The 25,643-nt window shown below is 42.9% G+C and carries 30 protein-coding genes; 7 read left to right on the forward strand and 23 right to left on the reverse strand.

Annotation, left to right across the window (positions count from 1 at the left end; translation table 11 throughout):
- Positions 1-57: 57 nt before the first annotated feature.
- The gene (gene arsB / locus ACCM36_RS05595) at positions 58-1,242 is read right to left on the reverse strand and encodes an ACR3 family arsenite efflux transporter (RefSeq protein ID WP_370572767.1); all 1,185 of its coding nucleotides are present in this window, start codon (positions 1,240-1,242) and stop codon (positions 58-60) included.
- Positions 1,243-1,439: 197 nt separating this feature from the next.
- On the opposite strand from arsB, the gene ACCM36_RS05600 reads away from it, so the two are divergent.
- Positions 1,440-1,922 carry an ArsR/SmtB family transcription factor gene (locus ACCM36_RS05600; RefSeq protein WP_370572768.1) on the forward strand — a complete coding sequence of 161 codons (483 nt, stop codon included), beginning with the start codon at positions 1,440-1,442 and terminating at the stop codon, positions 1,920-1,922.
- Positions 1,923-2,078: 156 nt separating this feature from the next.
- Here the strand turns inward: ACCM36_RS05600 and ACCM36_RS05605 are convergent, their stop codons facing one another.
- From ACCM36_RS05605 to ACCM36_RS05635, 7 genes are all read right to left on the reverse strand, one after another.
- On the reverse strand, positions 2,079-2,411 hold the full coding sequence (locus ACCM36_RS05605; RefSeq protein WP_370572769.1) for a carboxymuconolactone decarboxylase family protein: 333 nt from the start codon (positions 2,409-2,411) through the stop codon (positions 2,079-2,081).
- Between the two features lie 37 nt (positions 2,412-2,448).
- Positions 2,449-2,847 (reverse strand): putative zinc-binding protein, encoded by a 399-nt coding sequence (locus tag ACCM36_RS05610; protein WP_370572770.1) that lies wholly within the window; start codon positions 2,845-2,847, stop codon positions 2,449-2,451.
- Between the two features lie 14 nt (positions 2,848-2,861).
- Complete coding sequence (locus tag ACCM36_RS05615) at positions 2,862-3,098, reverse strand: thioredoxin family protein (protein WP_370572771.1); 237 nt, start codon at positions 3,096-3,098, stop codon at positions 2,862-2,864.
- A gap of 52 nt (positions 3,099-3,150) precedes the next feature.
- The gene (locus ACCM36_RS05620) at positions 3,151-3,840 is read right to left on the reverse strand and encodes a metallophosphoesterase (RefSeq protein ID WP_370572772.1); all 690 of its coding nucleotides are present in this window, start codon (positions 3,838-3,840) and stop codon (positions 3,151-3,153) included.
- 18 nt (positions 3,841-3,858) lie between these two features.
- Positions 3,859-4,899: a permease gene (locus ACCM36_RS05625; protein WP_370572773.1), complete on the reverse strand. Its 1,041-nt coding sequence runs from the start codon at positions 4,897-4,899 to the stop codon at positions 3,859-3,861.
- 83 nt (positions 4,900-4,982) lie between these two features.
- Positions 4,983-6,224, reverse strand: coding sequence for a UDP-N-acetylglucosamine--N-acetylmuramyl-(pentapeptide) pyrophosphoryl-undecaprenol N-acetylglucosamine transferase (locus ACCM36_RS05630; RefSeq protein ID WP_370572774.1), 1,242 nt, complete (start codon positions 6,222-6,224; stop codon positions 4,983-4,985).
- A gap of 169 nt (positions 6,225-6,393) precedes the next feature.
- Positions 6,394-7,329: a PHP domain-containing protein gene (locus ACCM36_RS05635; RefSeq protein WP_370572775.1), complete on the reverse strand. Its 936-nt coding sequence runs from the start codon at positions 7,327-7,329 to the stop codon at positions 6,394-6,396.
- A 224-nt stretch (positions 7,330-7,553) separates the two neighbouring features.
- On the opposite strand from ACCM36_RS05635, the gene ACCM36_RS05640 reads away from it, so the two are divergent.
- Complete coding sequence (locus ACCM36_RS05640) at positions 7,554-8,792, forward strand: UDP-N-acetylglucosamine--N-acetylmuramyl-(pentapeptide) pyrophosphoryl-undecaprenol N-acetylglucosamine transferase (protein ID WP_370572776.1); 1,239 nt, start codon at positions 7,554-7,556, stop codon at positions 8,790-8,792.
- Here ACCM36_RS05640 and ACCM36_RS05645 read toward each other — a convergent pair.
- Complete coding sequence (locus ACCM36_RS05645; protein WP_370572777.1) at positions 8,719-9,396, reverse strand: HAD family hydrolase; 678 nt, start codon at positions 9,394-9,396, stop codon at positions 8,719-8,721. The genes ACCM36_RS05640 and ACCM36_RS05645 overlap by 74 nt on opposite strands.
- A gap of 65 nt (positions 9,397-9,461) precedes the next feature.
- Positions 9,462-10,724: a diaminopimelate decarboxylase gene (locus ACCM36_RS05650; protein ID WP_370572778.1), complete on the reverse strand. Its 1,263-nt coding sequence runs from the start codon at positions 10,722-10,724 to the stop codon at positions 9,462-9,464.
- Positions 10,725-10,873: 149 nt separating this feature from the next.
- Here ACCM36_RS05650 and bcp point away from each other — a divergent pair, with 149 nt between their 5' ends.
- Positions 10,874-11,365 carry a thioredoxin-dependent thiol peroxidase gene (gene bcp / locus ACCM36_RS05655; protein WP_370572779.1) on the forward strand — a complete coding sequence of 164 codons (492 nt, stop codon included), beginning with the start codon at positions 10,874-10,876 and terminating at the stop codon, positions 11,363-11,365.
- Between the two features lie 199 nt (positions 11,366-11,564).
- Here bcp and ACCM36_RS05660 read toward each other — a convergent pair whose 3' ends face one another.
- The 13 genes from ACCM36_RS05660 to ACCM36_RS05720 form a co-directional block, all read right to left on the reverse strand.
- A complete protein-coding gene (locus tag ACCM36_RS05660; protein WP_370572780.1) occupies positions 11,565-12,182 on the reverse strand; it encodes a V-type ATP synthase subunit D in 618 nt (205 codons plus the stop codon).
- A gap of 20 nt (positions 12,183-12,202) precedes the next feature.
- Positions 12,203-13,585, reverse strand: a complete 1,383-nt coding sequence (locus ACCM36_RS05665; protein WP_370572781.1) for an ATP synthase subunit B — start codon at positions 13,583-13,585, stop codon at positions 12,203-12,205.
- A gap of 1 nt (position 13,586) precedes the next feature.
- Complete coding sequence (locus ACCM36_RS05670; protein ID WP_370572782.1) at positions 13,587-15,323, reverse strand: ATP synthase subunit A; 1,737 nt, start codon at positions 15,321-15,323, stop codon at positions 13,587-13,589.
- Positions 15,314-15,616, reverse strand: a complete 303-nt coding sequence (locus ACCM36_RS05675; RefSeq protein WP_370572783.1) for a V-type ATP synthase subunit F — start codon at positions 15,614-15,616, stop codon at positions 15,314-15,316. The genes ACCM36_RS05670 and ACCM36_RS05675 overlap by 10 nt, the downstream gene beginning before the upstream one ends.
- Positions 15,616-16,695 carry a V-type ATP synthase subunit C gene (locus ACCM36_RS05680; protein ID WP_370572784.1) on the reverse strand — a complete coding sequence of 360 codons (1,080 nt, stop codon included), beginning with the start codon at positions 16,693-16,695 and terminating at the stop codon, positions 15,616-15,618. Before ACCM36_RS05680 ends, ACCM36_RS05675 begins: the two co-directional genes overlap by 1 nt.
- Positions 16,696-16,702: 7 nt before the next feature.
- Positions 16,703-17,254, reverse strand: a complete 552-nt coding sequence (locus ACCM36_RS05685) for a V-type ATP synthase subunit E (protein WP_370572785.1) — start codon at positions 17,252-17,254, stop codon at positions 16,703-16,705.
- Between the two features lie 46 nt (positions 17,255-17,300).
- Positions 17,301-17,549, reverse strand: coding sequence for a V-type ATP synthase subunit K (locus ACCM36_RS05690; RefSeq protein WP_370572786.1), 249 nt, complete (start codon positions 17,547-17,549; stop codon positions 17,301-17,303).
- Between the two features lie 4 nt (positions 17,550-17,553).
- Complete coding sequence (locus tag ACCM36_RS05695; protein ID WP_370572787.1) at positions 17,554-19,500, reverse strand: V-type ATP synthase subunit I; 1,947 nt, start codon at positions 19,498-19,500, stop codon at positions 17,554-17,556.
- Entirely contained in the window at positions 19,493-19,819 is a 327-nt protein-coding gene (ahaH, locus tag ACCM36_RS05700; protein ID WP_370572788.1) for an ATP synthase archaeal subunit H, read from the reverse strand. Before ahaH ends, ACCM36_RS05695 begins: the two co-directional genes overlap by 8 nt.
- Positions 19,820-20,027: 208 nt before the next feature.
- Positions 20,028-21,212, reverse strand: a complete 1,185-nt coding sequence (locus ACCM36_RS05705; RefSeq protein ID WP_370572789.1) for a radical SAM protein — start codon at positions 21,210-21,212, stop codon at positions 20,028-20,030.
- Positions 21,213-21,246: 34 nt separating this feature from the next.
- Entirely contained in the window at positions 21,247-22,110 is an 864-nt protein-coding gene (locus tag ACCM36_RS05710; RefSeq protein ID WP_370572790.1) for a polyprenyl synthetase family protein, read from the reverse strand.
- A 43-nt stretch (positions 22,111-22,153) separates the two neighbouring features.
- Positions 22,154-22,534 (reverse strand): cytochrome c maturation protein CcmE, encoded by a 381-nt coding sequence (locus ACCM36_RS05715; RefSeq protein WP_370572791.1) that lies wholly within the window; start codon positions 22,532-22,534, stop codon positions 22,154-22,156.
- A gap of 7 nt (positions 22,535-22,541) precedes the next feature.
- Positions 22,542-22,670 carry a CcmD family protein gene (locus tag ACCM36_RS05720; protein WP_370572792.1) on the reverse strand — a complete coding sequence of 43 codons (129 nt, stop codon included), beginning with the start codon at positions 22,668-22,670 and terminating at the stop codon, positions 22,542-22,544.
- Between the two features lie 223 nt (positions 22,671-22,893).
- Here ACCM36_RS05720 and ahbD point away from each other — a divergent pair, with 223 nt between their 5' ends.
- Genes ahbD through ACCM36_RS05740 form a run of 4 tightly spaced genes read left to right on the forward strand, consistent with a single transcriptional unit; the run spans position 22,894 to position 25,599 of the window.
- Complete coding sequence (gene ahbD, locus ACCM36_RS05725; protein WP_370572793.1) at positions 22,894-23,982, forward strand: heme b synthase; 1,089 nt, start codon at positions 22,894-22,896, stop codon at positions 23,980-23,982.
- The gene (locus ACCM36_RS05730; RefSeq protein ID WP_370572794.1) at positions 23,966-24,421 is read left to right on the forward strand and encodes an Lrp/AsnC family transcriptional regulator; all 456 of its coding nucleotides are present in this window, start codon (positions 23,966-23,968) and stop codon (positions 24,419-24,421) included. Before ahbD ends, ACCM36_RS05730 begins: the two co-directional genes overlap by 17 nt.
- Before the next feature lie 10 nt (positions 24,422-24,431).
- Complete coding sequence (ahbB, locus tag ACCM36_RS05735; protein ID WP_370572809.1) at positions 24,432-24,890, forward strand: siroheme decarboxylase subunit beta; 459 nt, start codon at positions 24,432-24,434, stop codon at positions 24,888-24,890.
- Between the two features lie 37 nt (positions 24,891-24,927).
- Positions 24,928-25,599 (forward strand): bifunctional precorrin-2 dehydrogenase/sirohydrochlorin ferrochelatase, encoded by a 672-nt coding sequence (locus ACCM36_RS05740; protein WP_370572795.1) that lies wholly within the window; start codon positions 24,928-24,930, stop codon positions 25,597-25,599.
- The last annotated feature ends 44 nt before the right edge of the window (positions 25,600-25,643 follow it).

Raw genomic sequence — 25,643 nt, forward strand, 5'->3', positions numbered from 1 at the left:
CTGAACACCATATAGAATGTATTTCGACCGATTAATCAAAACTGGAAAAAGTTGGTATCAACTTGCAAACCAATCCTTTGTCCTCAGGCAGAACTTTACCAGCATGAGCATCACAGGCACCTCTATAAGCACACCCACTACAGTTGCGAGTGCAGCACCCGACGATAGACCGAACAGGATTGTTGCAGTTGCGATGGCAACCTCAAAATGATTGGATGCACCAATCATAGCCGAAGGAGCAGCATCTTCATAGCTCAGACGCAGAACTTTAGAGAACACATACCCCAGCATGAAGATGAATGTCGTCTGGATGAACAGGGGAATAGCTATCCATAGAATAGTAAGAGGCTGTGCAAGAATAGTCTCTCCCTTGAAACTGAACAACAGGATGAGCGTGATCAGCAGGGCTATGATGGTCACTGGAGTAAGAAGATGGATAAAACTTGTATTGAACCACTCCTCGCCTTTGCCCCGGATGATGAGCTTTCTGGATACATATCCGGCAGCAAGAGGCAGGGCTACGTATATACCTATGGAAAGAACCAATGCCTGCCATGGCACCGGAAGTTTGCCGACTCCAAGAAGGAATCCTCCCAGGGGACCGTAAAGGAAAAGCATTGTCAATGAGTTGATAGCGACCATCACAAGAGTATGCGCATCATTGCCTCTCGCAAGAAAACCCCAGACAAGTACCATTGCCGTACATGGAGCAATACCCAGGAGAATACAACCGGCAAGGTAGCTGCGCCACAGGGGTATCTCAAGCATTTTCACGCCATCCACCAGCACTACTGTACCTTCGCCATAAGTATCACCTACTGAAAGGTCAACACCAAATGGGATCTTAACAATATCTGTAGCTTCCGGACCGATGAAACCCAGGAAAAGTGTTCCCAGGAAAAATACTGAAATGGCGTACATTGTGAAAGGCTTTATTGCCCAGTTGATGAAGAGAGTAAGCCCCACAGGTTTGATGCTCTTCCCGGCTTTAAGCACCTCCCCAAAATCAATCTTTACCATGATGGGATACATCATGAAGAACAGGCAGATAGCTATGGGTATTGAAACCACGGGTGCTTCACCGATATAAATGGACAGGCTGTCCAGATACAATGCTACACCTGGAGCAAATCTTCCAAGCAGTATACCTGCGATGATACAGAGAATTACCCACACTGTAAGGTATCTTTCAAAAAAACCGAGACCTTTAGGTTCCTTTGTAATGCATGCTTCTGTTACCATATCAAAGTCTCCTTGTTCTGTGAATATTTGTTGATATTTTATCACTTGATGTTTCAAGTAAAATTGAAACATTCCTTGTATTTATAGTTATGCAGCTATTGTCAACGACCACTTACTTATTAGTTATGAACTTGTAAGTTAGTCATTAAGGTTAATCTACTCCAACAGAGAAATCTGCGGCACAAGAGATTTTGATCATGGTAATACCTGATGCCCTTTTCAAAATGGAATGCAGTTTCTCCTATGAAACTTATGCAGTCTCTAAATATAACAGTACAAGTTTGATATCAAGACATGTTGATGTGAATACTTATATATGGTTTAGTTTTCTTTTAAAATCCATGAAATGTTGTCCGGTTGACAAGGACCTTAAAGAAGAATGGGAGCAAGATTTGGAAGATGAAGCCAACATAGATGAAAATGAGATCAATCGGCTATGTAATGTTTTCAAAGTATTAAGTAATCCCATCAGATTAAAAATCGCATATCATCTTCTAAAGCAAGATTATTGTGTTGATGCATTAGTCCATACGCTAAAGGAAAAGCAGAACCTTGTTTCCCATCATCTGTCTGTTATGAAACAAAATGAAGTTGTAGATTCTTTTAGAAGTTCCAGATACACGTATTACAGATTAAAACCGGAAATACGTCCAATTCTGAACAGGAAGAATAAGATTTAGCTGGGCTCTGTAGAAGATCTGTCAAAGTAGGGATTTACAGACAAATATAGTTTGGAAACTACAGAAGATTAAATGTCCTAGCGTTATAGAAAAGATCATTTACGTGAAAAGGGACACAGAAATAAAAATAAAAGGAATAGGTTGAGGATTGAAACCTTAGTCCTTGTCGCCTGCACAGCAGCAGGATACATTGCCTTTAAGGATCTCTTTCCACTCACCTATGACATCGTGGGCCCAGCAATCATCCGCACCTGCAGCTTCACGCATTGTCAAAGCCAGGATATAGGTTAGTTCTTTCACAGTTGCACCTGCCTCAAGGGCACCTTTGAAATGTTTCAGCACACACGGTTTTGAGCGGGCCTTGATGGAAAGAGCAAAGCATATGAACTGATATGTTTTCTCGTCAATGGTCCTCTTGTCCCTGTATATCTCATCGATCTCATCCAGCTTCTCTGCAAATTCCGGGAAAAACTCTTCCAGCATCCTCATATTATTCACCTGCATATTATGTACAAGCATACATTTTCTAGATTCCTAAAGATTTCTCTAATTTGACCAATATCTCACTTACCTCATTTGCATCAACATCAAGATGTTTATTTTTTGCCACACCCAGCTCTGTTAATACGACATGAGTGCCAACTGTGAATCCTGCAAGCTCCAGTGACTGTTTTGTACAATTAAGAGAACAGCCATCGATAGCAACTATCACATCAGCGCCTTCCGTAGACTTCATGATACCAGGTATTCTGCCCCCAATACCTGCCGTACACATCATCCTGCCTTTTCCTTGCTTAGTAAGTTCCACAGCTACTTGATTTGCCATCTGTCCCACATTGGAAGCACCTGAACATGCATACAGACCAATGTTTGCAGCTTCACATGCACATTTTGCCCCTTCTGCCATTTTTACTTTTTCAGCCATGATATATCCCCCCGTTATTTCTTTGAAAGCCATTCCTTGACTTTCTCGACCGTTGGGACCTTCCCTGCTATCTTTACATCACCGTCTACTACAACAGCTGGTGTGATCATTACACCATAGTTTAGAGCAGCATTGATGTCTTCGACCTTTAAAACCTCTGCATTGATGCCGAGCTCTGCAACTGCCTGCTCAACGATCTCTTTTGTTTTCTTGCATTTCGCACAACCTGTTCCAAGTATTTCTATTTTCATACAATCACCTTTCTAAGTATTATTTATACACGTATCATTTATACGCAATAGTTCAGTAACCTCTTTTCAGTATTGCTATCAATTCGTCTGCATTTGGCATGTTTGTCCTTATCTTCCTGAAAACACCCTCCATATCGTATTCAACCCGAATTATTTCAGCCTGTAATGTGCCTGTGTCAAAAACCGCGCAGCTTGCACGAGTATCCCCATCCCTGGGCTGGCCCACTGATCCAGGATTCACCAAGGTCACATCACCTACTTTTCTGACAAAAGGAAGATGAGAATGACCAATAAATATAAACTCTGCATCTACTCCTTTTATAAGTTCTTTTATTGCATCTTCGGTAGTATCGGGTTTGATGTAATCATAGAACGATACAGGACTACCATGAGCGAAATAGAGCTTTTTCCCATTTTCCATTCTTTCATAATCCAGAGGGAGATTGCTAAGGGATTCGATCTGAGTATCCCTTAGAACAGCCCAAGTATATTCTCGCGTTGATTGGGAAAGATGCTTATACTGATAGCTGCAACCACAGTCCATCCTGAAAGCCACTGCACTGTCGTGATTGCCCATGATGGTAGAAATTTTTTGGTCGATCAATAGATCGATGCACTCACCAGGAGACGGACCATAATCCACAAGGTCACCTAGACATATAACATCGTCATGTGGTACCGCCATGACTGCATCGAGAGCTTCTTTGTTCCCGTGTACGTCCGAAATGATCAACAGTCGCATATACCCACCTTTTCCCCATCAAAGTGCATAATAGTCGAATACGAATCCTGAGATCATTGCCATTACAACTACCAGTCCAATATATGAAAGACCTTTTTGAATACCCATTATCCTGCTGATCACGATCATACTTGGAAGGCTCAATGCCGGACCTGCAAGCAGCATGGAGAGAGCAGGGCCTTTAGCCATGCCGAGCAATGTCAGAGCACTGATGATGGGAACTTCCGTAAGTGTTGAGAAATACATTAGTGCTGCAGCAACAGAAGCAATGAAGTACGACATGAAGTTGCCACCACCCACGTATTGTACTACAATTTCAGAAGGTAGGAGTTCTACAATGATGCCTGCAAAAAAAACGCCCACGAGCAACAGAGGAGCTATCATCTTCACAAGGAACCAGGTCTCCTGCATCCAGCTTTCCCTCTCTTCTCTGGAATACCATTTGAAAGACAGGTATACTGTAGCAGCTATGAGCGGGACCTCTAAAAGAGCAAGATATGTCCATGATCTGATTATTTCAGGAACCACAAGGATGGCCAGCAACAGCAGGAAAAGCTGAATGGTATGTGAGTGCTCTTCCGCATTAAAGGTCTTGATGCCATTATGTGCACCATTGTTCCTCTCATATATTGCAGCCATTATCAATCCTATAATGACCGATAGCAGAATTGCTGCTACTGCCCTGGCCGCCCCAATATCATAACCCAGGATCTTTGCGGTATACACTATAGCCAGGATGTTAATAGCGGGTGCAGAGAACAGGAAAGTAGTGGCTGGACCTATGCCAGCTCCCCTTTTATAGATGCCAGCGAACAACGGGAGTACAGTACAACTGCATACTGCAAGCAGGCAGCCAGATACTGCTGCTACGGAGTAGGAAATATATTTTGGCGTACTGGCACCAAAGTATTTCAGTACCGACTCTTTTGAGAATAGCGATGCTATCGCACCAGCTAGGAAGAAGGCCGGGATCAGACATAGCAGTACATGCAATGCCAGATATTCCTGGACAGATTGCAAACCAATAGTGAAGAGATGTAAGAGATAATCTTGAGTCATGTGTTTCAAATATATTTGAAGCATCGTATTTAAAGGTTAGTATTTCAAATTAGATTGAATTATCCTTGCAAGTATAAAACTGATCAGTGATATTTCTGATCACTTTGTAAAAAACCGGCACGAATCTTACGTGCCCAGTTCTTTGTTCTTCTAAGAGGCGCCGAAATCCAAGATGTCCGTCCCAAAACATGATTACTGGATGCAACACTGGACTCCAGCAATTTGCAGATAGCTGCCGCTCCATTCATCTGTTCTGATAATTGGCGCATAGATCGTGTATTTTCCACAAATTTTCCATTGTAAATTATTTCTTTTAGATACATCAGTATGTCTTCAGAAGAAGTGGAATAATCAAGGGAATAACCGAGGGCGTTCTCTGCTATTACATAAGCATTATTTTGCTGTTCGGTATGATCCCGGTCAGGAAAAGAGAGTACAGGAATACCAAAACTCAGGGTTTCCATTAAGGTACTATGCCCTCCGGGAGCAATAATGACCTCAGAACCTTTGATATAAGGGAACTGGTCACTGATGAACTGTAGTATATTTACGTTGGATGGTAAACCCGTGAATTTTCCAGGGTCTACGCTGGGACCTGCAAGCAGAGTATAATGAATACAAGGAGACATTTCGGCAGCCTTGATAACTTTTAAAAAAAGAGGTTCTCTGTAACCAAAACCACCAATTGTTGAAAGCACATGAGGATGCAGTACCTGGGCAGGCAGAACTTCCCCATAAGTCTTACCAACAACAGGCCCGCTATAAAACACCTTTTCCATTAACTTGTCATCAAAACTGATATTTTTCCGGCATATAGTATAAGGCATGGGATAATCAGGAATAATAATACCATCAACTATCCCGAAAACTCCAGAGTAGAATTTTTTCACTATTTTAGCAAGAATTCTGCCGGAAACGCCTCTGTCCATGAAGAACTCTTCCATATTGGACTGATTCATGATGATATAAGCTGGCACGTTCATAGATATTGAAGCCAAAATTCCGGTAAAATAACCATCCGAGATTACAACATCGGGCCTAACGTTCCTAATAAGCCGTTTGATAACAAGAATGCCCAGAAATCTACCTTTTTTCACAGTTTCAAAGATAGAAGTTTTAAGATCGAGTTTTCCAGCCTCGCCTACTAAAGTAATCTCTGAAGGAATGGTACTGACCGTGTAACCTTTTCTTTCGATCAGTTCCTGTGAATAGCTATAAGCACCAAAATGTACTTCATGACCAGCTGAGACAAGTTCTCTGGCAATGGCAATGCAACGGCTTGTATGTCCAAGACCTTCCCCGCAAACAAGTATCAATGTTCTCATAGAAAGAACCTTTTGAAATATACATACATAAGTGAGCAATATCAAGATCCTACTCCCAGACCAGGAATTCAGACTCACTGCATGTAAAAGGGTAGAAAGACATATTTATTAATTCTGGCTGTACTGTTTTTCAAAATAGTCACCCAAGTATACCTAAGGCTACTTAAAGCTACTGAAGATTCATTATATTCTTTATTTCTGAGATCTGTGACCTTTTTGATAGCATATACAGAAAAAAAGGCAATCCTGAAGTAGATAGTTTCTGCATTGACTTCATCGTAAATCTGTTAACACTGGGATAACCAGCAAGTTTGTCACTTGCAACCATTCTGACAGCCCTGTCCAACAAAGTGACACCAGTAAAGAATTCAGCTCCAACCTGCCGATCCGTGCTGAAAACAAGCTCAATCCACGCACTAAGTTCTTGAGTAATATGTTTCCAGATAGGATTATCCATGACAAGATAATAGTTACCCTTACTGATATTGTTGAAATACTCTCTGAAATCATCACCTTTTGCCATTGTATATACTGCCCCGATACCACCGGTATGACTATCCGTGGTAACAGCCATACCTTTTCCAAACCTATGGGCAAGTGCCATTGCAAACAGGTTCTTTTGTTTAAGATCCTGCATGTTATATTCTATTACAGGAAAATGCTTTGCTAGCTCTGGAACGGCAAGCAAATTAGGCTTTTCTCCTACCGCGAACCAGAATGGATGATTGTACATGTAAAGAAGATCATTGTCTTTGAGAAAATCGATGACCATAAATATATCTTGCTGTTTTGTTGCTATAGACTTCATATCTGTTAACTGCTCGCTGTCAAGCTCAAAGACATTTATATGCACAGTGTGTCCCACATTGGACTTATCAGTGACAGATAACTCGACACCTGGAACCAGTTTTTCTTTTTTCCACCCCAATATGTCGAAAGCTTCTACGGTGTCATGATCCGTGAACGTCACATAACTCATATTTTTCGACATAGCCTTTTCAAAAAGTATTTGTGGATGAACTGTACTGCTCTTAGGAACATCATATGAGCAGCTGCTGTGCACATGCAGATCTGCCTTTTGCCATCCGTCATCCATCAGTTCCATTGCTTTCTCCGATGAAAGCACTTTTTTTATGGAAAAACGTGCTCTTTTATGCAATATACACACATCCGTAGAATATCATCCGGGTATATGGCATATAAAGGTGGCATTTTATAAATAGATAATCTTTATAGAATATACTAATTTTATTAACTATATAGTTTCTTGGTGAACATGATATATGACAGGACATAAAAGTAACAAATATAAGTGCTTAGGAGATACTAATGATATTTCTGATATTCATGTGTGGTGAGGGTTTAGGCCATACAGGCAGGTGTATTGCCGTGGGAAAGGAACTGCTAGCTGCTGGCCATGAGGTATATTTTGGGGCATATGGTTACTCAAAGGAACTTATAGAAAAGGAGGGATATGAGGTATACAGAATACCGCAGGAGTTCAGGCTGGTAGGAAATTCCGGAACATTCGATCTGAAGGAATCCATAAAGAGTACCGTGTCTGCTGTGGACATTGCAGGAGTTTCCCACATTTTCAAGCTGCTGAAGAATTCAAGACCTGATGCCGTTGTGTCAGATGGATATTACCTAGGGATACTTGCTGCACGCTTGAAAAATATCCCGGCCTATATTATAGTAAATCAATCCAACATGGTAGAATACTTCCAGGAAAAGCTGGACATTAAAGGTGATGTACACTGGGTAGCAAAAAATCAATCCAACATGGTAGAATACTTCCAGGAAAAGGGGTTTTTCATGAGCTTGCTTGGAAGGCTCACAAAGATATTCTATGACAAAGTGTACGGTATTGTGTATACCATCATTGTGCCTGACTTTCCATTTCCTTACACTATTTGCAGGAACAATCTTTCTTTTTCCAGAAAAGTGCAACACAAGATAAATTACAGTGGACCGATAATACGCAAAGGACCGAAGAAAGCAACTGCAAAAGAACTTGCCCATCCACACGTATTATGCACAATCGGAGGATTCGGTTACAGACTTCCCATATTACAAAAAGTGATTTCCACAGCAAAATTAGACAAGGACATTCACTACACCATTGTTACGGGTCCTAACATTGGCCCAGGGCAATTGGCAGAAGTGCCGGAGAATGTGGAAGTTCAGGATTTCATAGCTGACCCGTTCTCCTATTACAATAGCACAGATATTGTAATCAGTGCCTGCGGACATGGAACAACTATGGAGACATTAAGTTATGGAGTGCCGATACTGGCATTCCCGGACCGTGGACAAAAGGAACAGGAGAACAATGCACAGCTAATAGATGAAATGGGATATGGGAAAAAGATGGAGTATGAAGTGTCTGCCGATTCACTGCTCAGGTCGATAAGAGAAGTACTTGACAGCAGTACAATAAAAGAGAATACTAAGATGCTTAAAAAAATGGCGTCTGAGCTGGAGGGTGCAGTTTTCATGAGAAAATTGCTGGAAAAGGATCTTCAGGTTCGCACCGTACCAAACGATGGAGATATGCCACTAAGCTGAGATGATCCTCCAATACTTTATCTGCCATTCCCAACAGTTGAGGATCAACATAAGTGGGGATGCCGATACAGTAAAGGCCAGCATTTTTTGCAGCTTGCACACCATAGGGAGCATTCTCAAAAACAATGCAATTCTTAGGGTCTGCTCCAAGATAATCTAATGATTTTAAGTACGGGTCAGGATCGGGTTTTCCTTTAATGACATCATCACCCGATATCACTGCATCGAAATTAACGCTGAAATGTCGGCCAAGTATACCATCAACTGCATTGCGATCTGAACCTGAAACCACTGCAAGCAAGTAGTCTTTGGAAAGCAGTTCCAAGGGATCAGTGATACCTGGAAAAGGCTTGACATCCATTATATTGAAAAGAGCCTGTTTTCTGACAGCTATTGAAGAAAAAGAGTCGAATGAACCGAAAATACTCTTCTCAGACAAGATATTTTCCACGATACCTCTATCATTTGCACCTTCAAGCCTGAAAATGGATTCCGGAGATATGATGATACCTGATTCCAAAAAAGCAGCCTTCCAGGCAGCAGCATGCAGGTGCATTGAATCCACAAGCACGCCATCCATATCAAAGATAAGGGCTGGTTTCATGCTATATAGATACAGAATAGAATATATAAAAGTGCTGGAAATTCATATCCAGCATAAACTGCAGTTTAACTGAAACTGGTAAGACCATCCATATCCAGCGTTGCAAAGTAGTCATCCACGGTCTCAGCCCTGCGGATCTGTACAAAGTTACCATCTGGCCTCAGCAGGATCTCTGCAGAGCGTAGTTTGCCATTATAGTTGAAACCCATAGCATAACCATGAGCTCCTGTATCATGGATCAACAGAATATCCCCACGCTGTACTTCAGGGAGCATACGATCAATTGCAAACTTGTCATTGTTCTCACATAGAGAACCAGTGACATCGTATTTGAACCTTGACTGCTCCTTTTCCTTACCAAGTACAGTAATATGGTGATATGCACCATATATCCCTGGCCTCATAAGGTTGGCCATGGAGGCGTCAGTACCTACATAGTCCTTGTAGATATGTTTCATGTGCCTGACAGTAGTGACAAGGTACCCGTAAGGACCAGTAATGACACGCCCACATTCGAGGTAGATCTTAAGAGGAGATAAACCGTTTACCTCAATTATCTTTGCATACTCCTCCCTCACACCCCTGGCAATGACATCATAAGGAACCGGCTCCTGCTCCGGACGGTAAGGTATACCGATGCCTCCTCCCAGATTCACGAACTCAAATTTTATGCCAAGCTCCCTGGAAATATCAGCTATGAGCTCGAAAAGGATCTTAGCCGTTTCTACAAAGTATTGAGGATTCAATTCATTGGATGCGACCATGGTGTGCAGGCCAAATCTCTTCACACCTTTATCCCTCATGTACCTATAGCCCTCAAAGAGCTGCTCACGAGTAAAGCCGTACTTAGCCTCCTCCGGTTTACCAATTATTGCATTGCCATCCTTAAGAGGACCTGGGTTATATCTGCAGCATACAAGCTCCGGCAGACCCACCTCTTCTTCCAGGAATTTGATATGACTGATATCATCGAGATTTATTATAGCACCCAGTTCCTTTGCCTTCCTGAACTCTTCTGCCGGAGTATCGTTGGAACTGAACATGATGAGTTCTCCCACGATCCCTGTCTTCTCCGCAAGCAACAGTTCAGGTAAAGAACTGCAATCGGCTCCAAAACCCTCTTCCCTGAGGACCTTCATAATATATGGGTTTGGAAGAGCTTTCACAGCAAAGAATTCCTGAAAACCTTCCAATATGCCGAAGGCTTCCTTCAGCCTGCGAGCGTTCTCCCTGATACCTTTTTCATCATACAGGTGGAAAGGTGTAGGGTATTGTGCAATTATCTCAGAGATCTTTTCTTTTGTGAAAGGGAGTTCCTTTGATACCATTTTCTACCCTCTAAGCCAAAAAGGCTGTATATGAATCGTCATATAACGATAATTGGGATAAACTATACCTGCTTGGATAAATACTCATTGGGAAATAAATAGTCAACTTATTACACATTAAATCAAATAGATATGCAACAGGAGATACAATGTCCGAAAACTCACTTTCGGTAGGTCAGCAAGCACCTTTGTTCTGCCTGCCTGATCAGGATGGGAAAGAGATATGCCTACAAGACCTTAAAGGAAAATGGGTAGTACTGTACTTTTATCCCCGAGATAACACTCCGGGATGTACAAAGGAAGCACAGGACTTCACTTCCCTTAGAGCCGAATTCGAAGCGGAGGGAGCAGTGGTTCTGGGTGTGAGCCGGGACAGCATGGAATCCCATCAAAAGTTCATTGAAAAAAAGGAATTGGCAATAACACTTCTGTCTGATACTGAGATCGTTGTGCATAAACTGTACGATGTATGGCGCCTGAAAAAGTTCATGGGCAGGGAATCCATGGGTACTGTGAGAACATCATTCCTTATAGACCCTGAGGGCAGCATTGTGAATATGTGGGATAGTGTGAGAACAAAGGACCATGCACAGTCTGTACTGGAAAGGCTAAGATCAATGAAAAATGAAACAACTCAATAACTGAGTATCAAAGGTCTAATTTGCCTGACAGATGTAAAAAAATGAGGATATAGCCCAAAACCAGTACAAACAATGAGATAAACCAGGCCCATCTTAAAATTCTTGCCAGGTTATGGGGTTTACCAAGTTCTGTGAAGAAACGATCGACCATATTAGGCCGATCATCTCCGGGCTTTCCAGACTCCATATTATGAGAATATTATCCTTTGATCTTCTTGAGTCTGAACGTATTCTCTCTTTCCATCTCTTCCAGACGGAGCCTGATAAAGTCCATAGCTTCCTGCATTTCAGGTATGACCTTGAACTCAAGAGCATTGACACGGCGCTTGGTCTTTTCGATATCATCGAGCAGCTTCTTCATAGTAGTCTCGATCTCTGCTGCAACAATTATATTTTCCACCAGTTTCTCATAGGCGTCTGCGGCTTCATCGGTGTAGGAACTTGTTCCCAATATACCATAGCCACGTTCTTCTATGGATTTGCGTACACTGGAGGATTCGATCTTGGGGACCACGACACCCATTATGTTCCGGCTTTCAAGTTCGATCTGGGGAATGTTCTCCAAGGCGAAAGCTGTGGATTTGACGGTAATGATACCGTCAACAGCATTTGCGAGACCTATCTTCTTATTAGCCACTTCATAGGCTTTGTCCAACTCGGACCTAACATCCTTTGCTTTGCTAAGGATATCGAAGAACTCAAGGATCAATCCATCTCTTTTCATTTTGAGCAGCTTGTGGCCGCTTTGGGAGAGCTTGATCTTCTTCTTGAGCTCTATAAGCTCAGACCGTGTTGGTTTAACATCCTTTGCGCCCATGTTCGTTCACCAGGTTCCCTTTAGTTGCTTTTCTTATGAGCAGGGTGGTACTTGTCTATGAACTTGTTGTCTATCCTTGTAAGCAGTGCTTCCGGAAGCTCTGACAGAATAGACCATCCAACGCTCAATGTATCCTCAATGGATCTGTCCTCGTTCCTTCCCTGACGCACAAACCTGTTCTCGAACAGATCTGCAAATTCAAGAATCTTCTGATCCCTTTCAGACAATGCTTCCTTACCTACGATAGCCACCAAGCCTCTGAGGTCACGACCTTCAGCATATCCTGCATACATCTGGTCGGAAACTGCTTTGTGATCCTCCCTTGTCTTACCTGCACCGATACCGGAGTTCATAAGACGGGATAGTGATGGCAGAACGTTGATAGGGGGATAGATACCTTTTCTGTGCAGTTCCCTTGAAACCACGATTTGTCCTTCGGTAATGTAGCCAGAAAGATCCGGGATCGGGTGAGTGATATCGTCACCGGGCATCGTAAGGATGGAGAACTGTGTCACAGATCCTTTTCTGCCTTTGATGACACCTGCACGCTCATACAGGGATGCGAGGTCAGTGTACATGTAACCTGGATAACCTCGACGTCCTGGAACCTCTTCACGGGCTGCACCCATCTGACGCAGTGCCTCACAATAGTTGGTGATATCTGTAAGAATAACAAGCACGTGCATGTCATGCTCGTATGCAAGATACTCAGCTGCTGTAAGAGCCATTCTTGGAGTGATCAGACGTTCAACTGCCGGGTCATCTGCAAGGTTAAGGAACACCACTGCCCTTTCAAGAGCACCTGTCTTCTCGAAGTCTTCCATGAAGTACTGTGCTTCTTCATTAGTAATACCCATTGCCGCAAATACTACTGCGAAAGGTTCTTCAGAACCAGGGACTTTTGCCTGCCTTGCGATCTGTAGGGCGATCTCGTTATGTGGAAGACCTGAACCTGAGAAAATTGGCAACTTTTGGCCTCTTACGAGGGTGTTGGTTCCATCGATCGTGGAGATACCTGTCTGGATGAACTCCTCAGGTGGCATCCTTGAATAAGGGTTCATTGATGCACCATTCACATCGATCCTGTCTTCAGGAACTATGCGTGGCCCACCGTCAAGAGGTTCACCGGACCCTGAAAGGATACGACCCAGCATGTCCTTTGAAACTGGTAATTTGATAGTCTCGCCGGTAAACACTACTCCGGATTCCTCGTTGAGTCCGCCGGTACCCTCGAACACCTGCACAGCCACTATGTCAGCTGATGTGTCAAGCACCTGGCCTCTCTTTGTGCTGCCATCCGGCAGGTTGATATTCACAAGTTCACCGTAACCTACTGGTTCGGTCTTCTCGAGGAATATAAGAGGGCCTGATATTTCTACTATAGTCTTGTATTCCTTGGTCATTTTAATTGCCTCCAAGCTTTGCGAACTCAGAATCCATCTTCTTCAGGACCTCATCAAGTGCTTTGTCGAAATTCTCTTCGAACTTGACCTTTGCCAGTTCATCCTTTGACTCCAAGGCTAGAATATCTTTCATTGGAACCCCTGCTGTCAGAGCAGTTGTTGCCATGTCACTGTACTTGGATATGGCTTTAAGCAACTTGTACTGCTTGTCGAACGAACAGTAAGTGTCCACAGGGTGATATGCATTCTGCTGCAGGAAGTATTCACGGATCATACGACATATTTCCAAGACCAGCTGCTGGTCCTCTGGCAAAGCATCGGAACCTACGAGCTGCACAATCTCCTGTAGTTCAGATTCACGCTGGAGCAGGTCTATTGCATTGTTCCTGAGAGCATTCCAATCCGGAGCGACGTTTTCACTGAACCATCCTGCAAGAGAGTTGCTGTAAAGACTGTAACTGGTAAGCCAGTTGATGGCTGGGAAGTGCCTTCTCTGTGCAAGCTTGGCGTCAAGAGCCCAGAAAACCTTTACGATACGCAAAGTGTTCTGCGTGACCGGTTCGGAAAAGTCGCCTCCAGGCGGGGATACTGCACCGATAACAGTAATGGAACCATTCACGCCTGAGAGGGATTTTACGTAACCTGCTCTTTCGTAGAACTCTGACAGCCTTGCTGACAAATAAGCTGGATAACCTTCCTCACCAGGCATCTCTTCAAGCCTTGAGGAAATTTCTCTCATAGCTTCTGCCCATCTTGAAGTGGAATCTGCCATAAGGGAAACATCATATCCCATGTCACGGTAGTATTCGGCGATAGTGATACCAGTGTATACTGATGCCTCACGAGCAGCTACCGGCATGTTGGAAGTATTTGCAATGAGCACAGTACGTTCCATAAGTGGACGGCCAGTTTTTGGATCCTGCAGTTCAGGGAACTCATTGAGCACATCTGCCATCTCATTACCACGTTCTCCACAACCGATGTAGACCACGATATCAGTGTCACTCCACTTGGCAAGCTGCTGCTGAGTAACTGTCTTTCCTGAACCGAATGGCCCTGGTATTGCAGCGGTACCTCCTTTTGCAACCGGGAAAAGTCCGTCGAGGATCCTCTGACCGGTGATAAGAGGAGTCTTTGGTAAGAGTTTCTTACTTACTGGCCTTGGTGCTCTGACAGGCCACTTCTGCATCATCTGTAGTTTAGTACCATCTGTAAGTACGCAAACTGTTTCTTCCACAGTGAACTTTCCGGCTTTTATTTCGGCCACTGTGCCTGAAACCTTTGGAGGGACCATGATCTTGTGCTCAATGTTCTGAGTCTCCTGTACAAGACCGATAACTTCTCCACCCTTTACCTTATCACCATTATTGACAACGGGTTTGAAATCCCATTTTTTCTCCCTGTCAAGTCCGTTTGCAGTTACACCCCTCTGAATGAAATCCCCCATTTTTTCCTGGAGAACCTTCAGAGGTCTCTGGATACCATCATAAATACTTTCCAATAGACCTGGACCAAGTTCTACAGAAAGGGACATACCGGTGTTCTCCACTGGCTCACCTGGCTTAATTCCAGATGTGTCCTCGTATACCTGGACTGTAGCTTTATCACCTTCGATTCTGATGACCTCACCCATCAATCCTTCGTGACCAACTTTGACCACTTCATACATTTTTGGCTTGATACCGGTAATAGTAACGACTGGTCCGGCCACACGATAAATTTCACCTTTTATTTCCACAGATCTACACCTACCGATTGTTTAATCTTTTCCCTTAAGTTCGAACTTTGACCACTACCTCCCAGAGTAACAACAGTCGGTTCGACAGATTCATTGATCGTGTCCCTCAACATCTCCGGTAGTCTGGACAGGTCATCGCCATGCAATATGAGTATTCCGATATTCCTATCCTCAAGCACTCTTTTTACAGTAGGTTCAAGTTCTACATGATTATTAACTTCAAAGATCTTCTTTATTCCAGCCAGCCTGAATCCAGTGACAAACTCGCTGCTACCTACTACTGCAAGCTCCATCAGATCACCAACTGATTCTTGATTTCCTCATCGCTTAGACCAACTGCCTTCCCACGGACGATCATGCGCAGATTGCTAACCTCGTTTTCCTTACTAAGGACATAATCCATAATAGGTACAATCGAAAGAGGATAGACATGTGAGAAGCTTGCTGCAGATTTAAGCCTGAGTTTCCTGAGCCTTGTTTCAACATATATAAGAGAATCCATTTTTGGCCCACAACAATCAGATATTTCTTCCCAGTAAGGAGTATTCTCCAGCTCCACAAGAAAATCTTCGAAGGATAAAGAAAGCATTCTCTCCATTTCCTGGATCTTTAGCTTGAGTCCACCCTCTATAAGAAGGTCTGCCATCGATGGATCTGTAAGTCCATACTTCTTAAGCCTGAACAATGTAACCAGGTTCTTTAAGTCGATGTCAGTCCTGATAAATTTACTGAAAAGTTTTTGGTCTTTGGATTTTGGATTCCCGATGGCCTGGAACAGGTCATCATAATACTTCTTATCAAGGCGGTTCTCTATCTCCGACAGGTTCTTTCCATCATATTCCTTCAAAATTAAGGAGTATTCACTTGTCAACAATGATGTAATGACATCCTCATAAGTGGATTTTGCAGCCAATTCCGAAGTGAAAGTGTAACTAAGGCGGCCTGCTGCAACAACTGCCTCAAGAATATCATCTGTTGATGCACCACAATATTTTCCACGAAGGATTGTTTTGATGTTCCATATGTCGTATTTCTTTAAGTATTCAGAGATCAGGAAATTCAGTTCGCCTTCAGATATACTAATAAGTTTAGTGAAGGTCACAGCCAGGTTCCTGTTCAGTGCATGCTCAATGAGATCGACACCTTCATACAACCTTGCAAGCTCATCAACGTCCTCTTTGTATTCAAACTCTTCAATGAACCTTGTGATCTCATCAATCTGCATGTTCATGAGCCTTGGATATGTTTCCTGAGGAAGTAACTTGCTTTTCATTGCACGTACACGTGCAGTAGTGTATGCATAGTTGGAATGACCTTGAGGCCGTGACTTCTGGGTATTGAACCCCTGCTTCAATCTCTGCAACAACCGCATTTAAGAATCACCCGAATAAGATGTCAGATGTCTGTTTCAAAAACTGCTCATTCACGCCTTTCAGGATCACATCGTAAGTATAATCTAGACGGATAGTTCCATCCTCGTTCTCTATGACCACACCGCCAGCGCAGTTGATGTTGCCAGCATATTCCAATGAAGACAATTCCCTTACAAGCTTTTCAGATTTCGCATTGGAGTAAATCTTCTTACCCTTGACTTCATTGTTTGTGAGAATAACTTTTAGTATTTCTTTATTCTTCGCTTCAGGCAAAGAAGAAATAGCTGCAAAGGTACGGTCATAGACTTCTTCGAGTACTTCCTTGCGTGCATTGAGCAAAGTGCGTTTCACTTCAAGATTTGCACTGGATATCTCTTGCTGCTTCATCCTTTTGATATCATCTTCGGCTTTTGCAAGACTCTCGCCCATAATGCGCTTAGCTTCGTCTTTAGCTTCTACAACAATCTGCAAAACTTCAGCATCTGCCTCCGATTTTATTCTGGACACTTCAGCACTGGCAGCATCCATGATATCTTTAACAACCATTTCAAGTCCCATGCTCAACACCTTTTAAAAATTTAAGAGCAAGTGCGCTCTTAAATATTTAGCTGATAAGCAGTGCAACTACCAGACCAAAGATAACGATGGTTTCTGGGATAACAGTCAATATAAGGCCTTTACCAAAGAGAGCCTCGTTTTCTGCCATTGCACCTACTGCTGCGCTACCGATATCCTTTTCTGCTATACCTGATGCAATTCCAGTGAGACCTACTGCAAGTCCTGCACCAATTGCTTTCAACCCTGCTGGGTCCATATATGTTACTGCTGCTGCTGCTGTTGCTACATCTGCCATTTTATTATTCCTCCGTGTATTTTCTAATATATCCAAATGGATCGTATTTACGTCCGCCTCCCTCGTAGAACTTTCCAAAAAATTCTACGTACTGCAACCTCAAAGCATGCAGTCCGGGGGCAATGATACTCAGGACAGTGTTTAAAGCATGCCCGAATATAAATACAAGTATTGCAAAAACTGTCATAGGCCCAAATTTCTCGGGCCACATCATCTCGAACGCAATCATATTGACAGTGGATGCAATATAGATTGAAGATAATCCTACAGCTATCAAACGAGTGTAGGATAAAGAGTTACTAAGTAAGGACGGTAATTCCACAGGTCCTTTGATACCTTCACCTTTGAGCAGCATCGCGAAACCTATAAGGAATACGATTATGCCTGCATATGCCACTGCAGATGGGAGAACTCCGGTGTATCCAAGAACTCCTAGCAATATTCCAAGCTCAATTACCATCCAGCTACCCTTCTCCAGAAGAGCTGTGGTAAAACCATGTTTTCTGTTCTCGTTTATGAATCCCAGGATGTATCCGATATTAATGTGGATGATACCGATCAACGCTGTCAGTACTATCATCGTCATAACGAGATGAGTCCTGTGTATTGGATAAGTTATCATCTCTCCACCTACAGGGGAAGCAAACAGATCGATAGTATTAAAGCCTGGAATCAAGCCTGCCTCGACTTCCCCATGAGATACAATACCTGCAAGTGGGAATCCGAGGAATTCTCCGTAAAGAACACCAAAAATCAAAGTAGATATCTGACAGTAGATCAGTATGTCCATGAGAGGCTTTACTGCATCAGATTTTACTGCTTTCTTGATGAAGAAAGCAAGTGCCATCAGAATCAAAGCATAGCCAATGTCACCAAGAATCATTCCATAGAACAGTGGAAAACTGATGAATATAAGGCTAGTAGGGTCTAACTCCTTATATCTGGGACGTGCATACAGGTTCATGATCTCCTGCAAAGGTCTGACAATCTTGGGGTTGTCGTACTCTACGGGAACCACTGGTTCCTGTTCATGCTCTATCTCCTGTTGTGTTACGAATACACGATCCTGGGTTGCTTTGGAAATGGCCCTTTCGAGCTTATTATAACTGTCAGAAGGAACCCAGCCCTCTATGAGGAACGCGCTTTCGGATGTGGCAATATGTAGGGGAGATTCAGATTTATCGGCCTCGATAGAGAGCATCTCATTGCTTGCCAGGATGAAATCTTTATATTTATCTTTAAGAGCTGCGATATCTGCATCTATTCCTTCTATCTGCTTAAGAAGGTCTGCTTTCTCTACATCGATCCTTGAAATGATCTCAACCGGTGTACCTTTCTGATCCGGCACTTTAAGTTCCCTGTACTCAAACCCTGAAAGAGCTTTAGAAGTGGCTTCAACAACTTTTTTGGGCACGAAAAGCACAATTGTTCCTGATTTAGAGTCTGAGAATAACTCATAGGATCCAGTTATGTTTGAAATTTCAGCTTCAAAGTTCCCTTTAACAACGCCTGGGAATACCATCAGATTTTCATATCCACGATATAGATCAAGATCAAGTGGTATATCTGCAAAAGGCAACAGGTCTTTTTTGATGGATTCGATTTCTTTAACACGGGTTTCCAGCCCATTCTTCCTTTCGGTCCTTGTGGACACTTCCTTGTCCAGCACTTCAAGAGTAGAATTCAGTTTATCAGAAAGAATGGTAACTTTTTGTTTCCCGGTAGATTCGTCCTTAACTTCCAGAAAACTGGCTATTGATCTAATCTTGATCAATGTCTTTGAAAGAGAATCCACATCACCAAAGGGCTTGCCGATTTTAAGACCCGAATCGTCCTCAATATAGTCCTCTATCTGAAATAGATTTATTGTGTGAAGAGCCTCGACCGTTTCTTCAAGGAGATCTTTGTGGCCGACTATTAAAGCACGACTCATTTGCCTTGGCTTAAGCATGGATCGCCCTCTCAAATTCACTAATCAGATTCTCCACCGCAGTATCGACTTTTGCCTTTGAATTTTTTGAAACTACGGTTGCTTCTTCTTTGCCCTTCAGGATAATTTTTTGTTTTTCGGAAGCTAGCTCATGTTCTGCAGACTTGAGAGTGCTCTGAGCCGACCTATGGGCATCAACCTCAGCCTGCTTTATAATCTCTCTGGCCTCAACACGGGCTTTGGTAGTACGCTCGGCTTTTTCTTTTAAGGCACCATCCACCATCTTCCGTGCATTGGCTTCTGCTTGCTTGATTTCTGATAAGATTTTATCTTTGGCCATGCATAATCCTCATGCAAAGGTGATTACTAATTCGCTTGATATGATAAGATACCCACTGTAATTGTAACTTTGAATATAAAGTATTCGGTATCATGAGCCCCGCCAAACTATATTATTATATTAATTTAATACCGTGATTATGACCAAAATAAAAATAAAGATACCACGGAAGGCGTCTTCCTAGCTATTACAGAGATAGAATCTTTTGTTAAGACATGTCCATTCTCAATGGCAAAGTGGCATCTTTAGGAATAACATGGATGTATTTTTGCCTGAATTTCTGGTCCCGCATCCTGCAAAAATCCGCAGGTTTCCTGTAAGCCTCATGTTGCCCCATACGCTTCCATACAGTATCCAATCCTTCTTCCATTATATTCCCAAAAGAAAGAGGTGTATATGCACATGGAAGAACGTCACCGCCTGCAGTGATATGCATCCATCTTCTGCCAGCAAAACAACCAAACTGGTCAGGACCCATAAAATAAGGAAGAGCTGTTACTCTTGGACCATCTGCTTTCCTGTTCTTTTCCTTCTGGAACCTGCCCAGCATCTTCACATCTGATCCGGAGATGACTTCATCCTCATGTTCCAGCCAGCGACCCACTGCAACAATCTCATATATGGACAATTCATGCATACCAAGGCTCTCGGCAAGTCCGTAGAAATCCTCAAGATAATCAATATTATGAGGCGAAACTACTACGAACATATCAGCCAGCATCCCTGCTTCCAGAGTACTTTTGATACCCTGGAGGCTGTCCTGAAAAGCCCCTTTACGTCCTCGAACACGATCATGTTCCTCTTCCCTGGGACTATCGATGCTGATATGTGTTGCATAAAGACCCGCAGCTTTCAAATCCTTAGCCCTTTCTTCTGTGAGCCTGAACCCGGAAGTGAAACAGGTAACTATTGCCTTACTCTTATCCACAGCCTTTACCATTTCAGTGAGGTCATTGCGCATCATGGTCTCACCGCCATCAAAGGAAACATAGTAAGAACCAAGTTCAATAGCCTGCCCTACCGCACTATTGATCTGCTCAATGGAGAGCTCCTGCTTTGTTACAATATCAGCAGCACCACAGTGTATGCAATTATTTGGGCATCTGGAAGTTATTCCAATAGAAAACTGATCAGGAACCCGTTTTTTTAATATAGAACTTATTTCTGCACTTATGAGCCTGTTGAAGACGTCACCTGGTATAGGAGGTACCCATGTCGAAAAAACTATGTTCTGATCATCAACATATATGGGTTTCTCTTCCTGAAAAATATTATTGATCCTGCTAATGATGGGTTTAGCAATAGGATTTAGTGGCCCCTCACTTTCAAGCACCACTTTCCCATTCTCTATACCTGCATCTATTTTGATAACTGATCTATCGTATACGCGCATCCGTTCACCTTGAAATTGAAATAAATAGAAGAATTCAGATCCTGTTTGGGAGCAGATCAACAGTTATATGATCTGTGATCATGAACAATTTTTCCCGTGCAGGACATGGTCTGAAAGTACTTAGCAGTTCTTTGGCAAACCCCACATACCTGTGAACCTCTGCAATAGTCCTTTCTACTGCTTCTTCACGTCCTAAGGTACGACTGTATATCTGGGGCAAGGTAACTGACTCTTGTGTGGATTTTTTATCTTCCAGTTCTTCAAGGAACTCGAGAAGGTCATCTACTATCTGATATGCTATACCCACTTTCTCCCCGAAAGCATGGAACCTCAGAGCCTCATCCTTACTGCATCCTGCGATATAGGCCCCAATAGCCGCACTGGATGCAAAAAGGGAAGCTGTTTTTTTATTTATGCACTCGAAATAGTTCTTCTGCCTGAATTCCTCGTTCACACTCCTTACATCAATCGTCTCCCCTTCAGCCATGTGCATTCCTGCACTTCCGAACTCATAGACAGCATCACGCCCATAGGGAGAGATAAGTGTTATCGCCTTGGATATGAGAAAGTCACCGCAAAGAAGTGCAGCAGCAACCCCATATTTCTCATGTGCCGAAGGCAATCCCCTTCGAAGTATACCTCCGTCAAGAAGATCATCATGAATAAGAGAAGCGGAATGTATCAGCTCAATGGCAAGTGCAGCATCGATGCTTCTACTCTTATCACCACCACACACCTCTGTGGAAAGAATGAGAATGAGAGGTCTTATTTTTTTCCCACCCGAACTGCACACATGATTTAACATCTTCTTCATCTGGGAAGAGTCATCCATCTTCTGGATAAGATCAGAAAGCGCTAAGTTGATCTGCTCATACTCCTCAAAATCCTCTACTCTCATAATTCCATCATTTCCGCTATCTTGCTTTATCGTTCACATAACATTATTCAGTGTATTTAGATGGGCACCCCATCACTATCTGGTGCGCTTCTATCTTCTGAGCAGAAACCATGGTTCCGCTTAGACTGATACCCTGCCCTTCAGCAAAGCTTGCAGGCAGCTCACCGGTATATTCGATCTCAATCTCAGAAACATGATCCTCTACATCTACCAGGAAAAAAGTAATTACTCCCGGAGTTACCTGTAAAGTCCCGTTCTTTATATTACCCATGGTATTGACCTCACTTCCGATATGAGGCTGGGGATCATTTGTCAATTCGGATACCATGGAATAGCTTTGGGATAAATCGACTCCCCAAAGGCCTATCACCGCAACCAATGTTACGAACAGGATCGCTACAATAGTTTTTTGCTGTTTTTCCATACCTAACTCAATTCCTACCCATTTTCTTAAGTATGTTTAGTTCACGCTGCAAATGAGAATAAGTCCTCATCATATGCAGGATATATAAAAGTATAACTATCCAGGTTATAAAAAAGGCGGAAAGGAAAGCTTCCACTTTATCACCTTCATAGCATACAGATCATCTATGAACAAATGCCCATATATCATAGTTACATGTCCGCATCTTTACGTAACACAACTAATTATTAATATGGGTTAGTGAGTATAGACACATCCTATTTAAGGCGATTGACAGGAAATGTGAAGTGTCAAAAATATTGGCTGAACTTGATTCTGGAACTAATTACTAAAAATAAATGAAATCCTTCGAGATCAATATGGAACCAAATATGGAACCTTCTTTCAAACCCCCCAGATTAGTTGCATGGGAACTGACCGCTGGCTGTAACCTTTCATGTAAACACTGCAGAGGAGCCTCTACTTCGCAAGTCCCTGAAGGAGAACTTGATACTAAGGAAGCAAAACGTTTCATAGATGAGATAGTAGAACTGGGGAACCCTATTTTGATCCTTAGCGGTGGTGAGCCTCTTGTCAGAAAAGATGTCTACGAACTTGCACATTACGGTACTGAAAAAGGACTAAGAGTTGTGCTTGCCACAAATGGTACCCTTGTTACTCCGGAGGTTGCGAAACGACTCCATGATGCTGGAATCAAGAGAGTCAGTGTAAGTCTTGATGGCGCTACAGCTGATTCACATGACGATTTCCGCTGTGTTCCCGGTGCTTTTGAAGGTTCCATGAAGGGTATAGAAGCACTCAAAAATGCAGGTATCGAGTTCCAGATAAACACTACCGTTACAAAACGGAATGTGGGTGAGATACCACTTATCCTGAAAATGGCAGAGGAGATCGGTGCCGAAGCATTGCATATATTCCTGCTTGTACCTACCGGCCGCGGCAAAGAACTGGAAAACGAAGAGATCCCATCTGTGGAATATGAGCGCATTCTTAACTGGTTCTATGATCAGCAAAAAACAACGTCCATCCAGTTGAAGGCAACATGTGCACCTCATTATTTCCGGATCATGCGCCAGCGTGCCAAAAAGGAAGGTATTGAGATCTCGGTAAAAACACATGGATACGAGGCGATGACTAAAGGATGCCTGGGAGGCACCGGTTTTTGCTTTGTTTCCAGTACAGGTGATGTTTACCCCTGCGGATACCTGCCAGCTCTTGCAGGGAATATAAAGCAGCAGCCCTTCAGAGATATCTGGACAGATGCCCAGGTGTTCAGAGACCTGCGAGATACTTCCAGATTGAAAGGCAAATGCGGAAGATGTGAATTCAAGAACGTGTGCAGTGGGTGTAGGGCAAGAGCCTATGCGGCAACGGGCGATTATCTCGCTGAAGAACCGTATTGTATTTACATACCTAAAAACGAGGATTTACATGATCCAATTAGATGAAACAGACAAGAGACTTCTCAATCTTATACAGCTGGGTTTTCCACTAGATGTGCATCCATTCAGGATACTGGCAAATGAAATAGGCATCTCTGAAGAAGAAGCGATACATCGCATGCAACGCCTTCAGAATGAGGGAGCTGTGAGGCGTATAGGACCTATAATCAACAGTAAAGAAACCGGCCGTGTAGGTACGCTTGTTGCTTTAAAGGCCCCGGAAGACAAAATAGAACATATCGCAGGACTCATAAATTCCTATCCTGAAGTATCACACAATTATCTGCGCCCTGGGGATTATAATGTATGGTTCACACTTTCCGCATCCAGCAGAGAACGCCTGGATGAAATACTCGATGAACTTAAAAGAAAAATTCAATGCCCAATGATGGACCTGCCCACCACTCACCTGTTCAAGATAGGAGTTAATTTCAAGATAAAGTGATGCTATGGAAATGACAGAAATACAAAAACAGATACTTCTTCTGACACAGGAAGGCATACCTATTACTTCGTCCCCTTATCACGAGATTTCGCGGCAACTTGCCATAACCGAAGAAGAAGTTGTTAAACATATCACTCTGATGAGGGAACAGGGCATAATCAGAAGATTTGGCGCTTCCATAGGACATAGGGACATCGGCATCACTGCTAATGCAATGTGTGTCTGGAACGTTCCTGATGAAAAAGTAGAAGATGTGGGCAGGCTTATGGCATCCATAGATGACGTGACACATTGTTATGCTCGCCCCCGCCATCCTGGCTGGCCTTACAATGTTTTCACAATGGTCCACTCTTATTCCCGTGATGACTGCCTGGCAATTGCCAAAGAGATATCAAAAGCCACCGGCATAGACGACTACAAAGTTATGTTCAGTGAAAAAGAGTTCAAGAAAACAGGCATCAGATTGTAGTAACATCAAACATTCCAGAATTATACAGGAGAATATCATGCCAGAGAAAAAAAGTTTTCTTCCGCTGATGGTTGACCTGCATGGCAGAAAAGTGGTAATTTTTGGCGGAGGATCTGTCGGGGAGAGAAAAGCCGAATTGTTCAGCGAATATGCAGGAACTATGGTAATCAGCAGAAATTTTTCTCAAAGGCTCAAAGAACTATATAAACAAAAAAGTGTAACTCTGATACAAATGGACGCAGGGTCCCTTTCCGATAATGAGATCAAGGAACTGGTCGATGGTGCATTCCTTGTGATACCTGCTACCAGCAACAGACAAATAAACGATAGGATCACATCCGTTGCAAGGTCCCTGAACATATTGACAAACCAGGTAGATACTATCGGTGAAGTCACCATACCAGCTGTGATCCGCAGAGGAGATCTTGTGATAGGTATCTCCACAACTGGTTCAAGTCCGGCCTTCTCAAGATATGTCCGACAAAAAATCGAAAAGGTCATTACCTCTGAATACGAGCAGATGATAATCCTGCAGAATGATATCAGAACATATCTTAAGGAACATGTGGAAGACCAGAAAAGGCGTAGATCAATACTCTGGAAAGTACTGGAAGATGCTATCGTCTGGAAAGATATTTCGGATTCATATGAAAAAGGGTATAATAGAGCATATGATATAGTACAGGAACAAATCAATAAGAAAGATTGATATCATGGAACCACACTCCCATATCTCACACATGGAGCCAGCCA

This window comes from Methanomethylovorans sp. (genome assembly GCF_041305605.1).
In the GTDB taxonomy this organism is placed as follows: Archaea; Halobacteriota; Methanosarcinia; order Methanosarcinales; family Methanosarcinaceae; genus Methanomethylovorans.

Excerpts from the sequence above, each read along its gene's own strand:
- ACCM36_RS05605 (WP_370572769.1), bottom strand. The coding sequence starts at position 2,411 with ATGAGGATGCTGGAAGAGTTTTTCCCGGAATTTGCAGAGAAGCTGGAT.
- ACCM36_RS05715 (WP_370572791.1), bottom strand. The coding sequence starts at position 22,534 with ATGGAAAAACAGCAAAAAACTATTGTAGCGATCCTGTTCGTAACATTG.
- ACCM36_RS05610 (WP_370572770.1), bottom strand. The coding sequence starts at position 2,847 with ATGGCTGAAAAAGTAAAAATGGCAGAAGGGGCAAAATGTGCATGTGAA.
- bcp (WP_370572779.1), top strand. The coding sequence starts at position 10,874 with ATGTCCGAAAACTCACTTTCGGTAGGTCAGCAAGCACCTTTGTTCTGC.
- ACCM36_RS05685 (WP_370572785.1), bottom strand. The coding sequence starts at position 17,254 with ATGGGACTTGAAATGGTTGTTAAAGATATCATGGATGCTGCCAGTGCT.
- ACCM36_RS05600 (WP_370572768.1), top strand. The coding sequence starts at position 1,440 with ATGGTAATACCTGATGCCCTTTTCAAAATGGAATGCAGTTTCTCCTAT.
- ACCM36_RS05665 (WP_370572781.1), bottom strand. The coding sequence starts at position 13,585 with ATGACCAAGGAATACAAGACTATAGTAGAAATATCAGGCCCTCTTATA.
- ACCM36_RS05695 (WP_370572787.1), bottom strand. The coding sequence starts at position 19,500 with ATGCTTAAGCCAAGGCAAATGAGTCGTGCTTTAATAGTCGGCCACAAA.
- ACCM36_RS05640 (WP_370572776.1), top strand. The coding sequence starts at position 7,554 with ATGATATTTCTGATATTCATGTGTGGTGAGGGTTTAGGCCATACAGGC.
- arsB (WP_370572767.1), bottom strand. The coding sequence starts at position 1,242 with ATGGTAACAGAAGCATGCATTACAAAGGAACCTAAAGGTCTCGGTTTT.
- ACCM36_RS05650 (WP_370572778.1), bottom strand. The coding sequence starts at position 10,724 with ATGGTATCAAAGGAACTCCCTTTCACAAAAGAAAAGATCTCTGAGATA.
- ACCM36_RS05680 (WP_370572784.1), bottom strand. The coding sequence starts at position 16,695 with ATGCGGTTGTTGCAGAGATTGAAGCAGGGGTTCAATACCCAGAAGTCA.
- ACCM36_RS05615 (WP_370572771.1), bottom strand. The coding sequence starts at position 3,098 with ATGAAAATAGAAATACTTGGAACAGGTTGTGCGAAATGCAAGAAAACA.
- ahaH (WP_370572788.1), bottom strand. The coding sequence starts at position 19,819 with ATGGCCAAAGATAAAATCTTATCAGAAATCAAGCAAGCAGAAGCCAAT.
- ACCM36_RS05740 (WP_370572795.1), top strand. The coding sequence starts at position 24,928 with ATGCCAGAGAAAAAAAGTTTTCTTCCGCTGATGGTTGACCTGCATGGC.
- ACCM36_RS05645 (WP_370572777.1), bottom strand. The coding sequence starts at position 9,396 with ATGAAACCAGCCCTTATCTTTGATATGGATGGCGTGCTTGTGGATTCA.
- ACCM36_RS05705 (WP_370572789.1), bottom strand. The coding sequence starts at position 21,212 with ATGCGCGTATACGATAGATCAGTTATCAAAATAGATGCAGGTATAGAG.
- ahbB (WP_370572809.1), top strand. The coding sequence starts at position 24,432 with ATGACAGAAATACAAAAACAGATACTTCTTCTGACACAGGAAGGCATA.
- ACCM36_RS05620 (WP_370572772.1), bottom strand. The coding sequence starts at position 3,840 with ATGCGACTGTTGATCATTTCGGACGTACACGGGAACAAAGAAGCTCTC.
- ACCM36_RS05630 (WP_370572774.1), bottom strand. The coding sequence starts at position 6,224 with ATGAGAACATTGATACTTGTTTGCGGGGAAGGTCTTGGACATACAAGC.
- ACCM36_RS05690 (WP_370572786.1), bottom strand. The coding sequence starts at position 17,549 with ATGGCAGATGTAGCAACAGCAGCAGCAGCAGTAACATATATGGACCCA.
- ahbD (WP_370572793.1), top strand. The coding sequence starts at position 22,894 with ATGGAACCAAATATGGAACCTTCTTTCAAACCCCCCAGATTAGTTGCA.
- ACCM36_RS05730 (WP_370572794.1), top strand. The coding sequence starts at position 23,966 with ATGATCCAATTAGATGAAACAGACAAGAGACTTCTCAATCTTATACAG.
- ACCM36_RS05675 (WP_370572783.1), bottom strand. The coding sequence starts at position 15,616 with ATGGAGCTTGCAGTAGTAGGTAGCAGCGAGTTTGTCACTGGATTCAGG.
- ACCM36_RS05660 (WP_370572780.1), bottom strand. The coding sequence starts at position 12,182 with ATGGGCGCAAAGGATGTTAAACCAACACGGTCTGAGCTTATAGAGCTC.
- ACCM36_RS05635 (WP_370572775.1), bottom strand. The coding sequence starts at position 7,329 with ATGGAACTGATGGATGACGGATGGCAAAAGGCAGATCTGCATGTGCAC.
- ACCM36_RS05625 (WP_370572773.1), bottom strand. The coding sequence starts at position 4,899 with ATGACTCAAGATTATCTCTTACATCTCTTCACTATTGGTTTGCAATCT.
- ACCM36_RS05710 (WP_370572790.1), bottom strand. The coding sequence starts at position 22,110 with ATGAGAGTAGAGGATTTTGAGGAGTATGAGCAGATCAACTTAGCGCTT.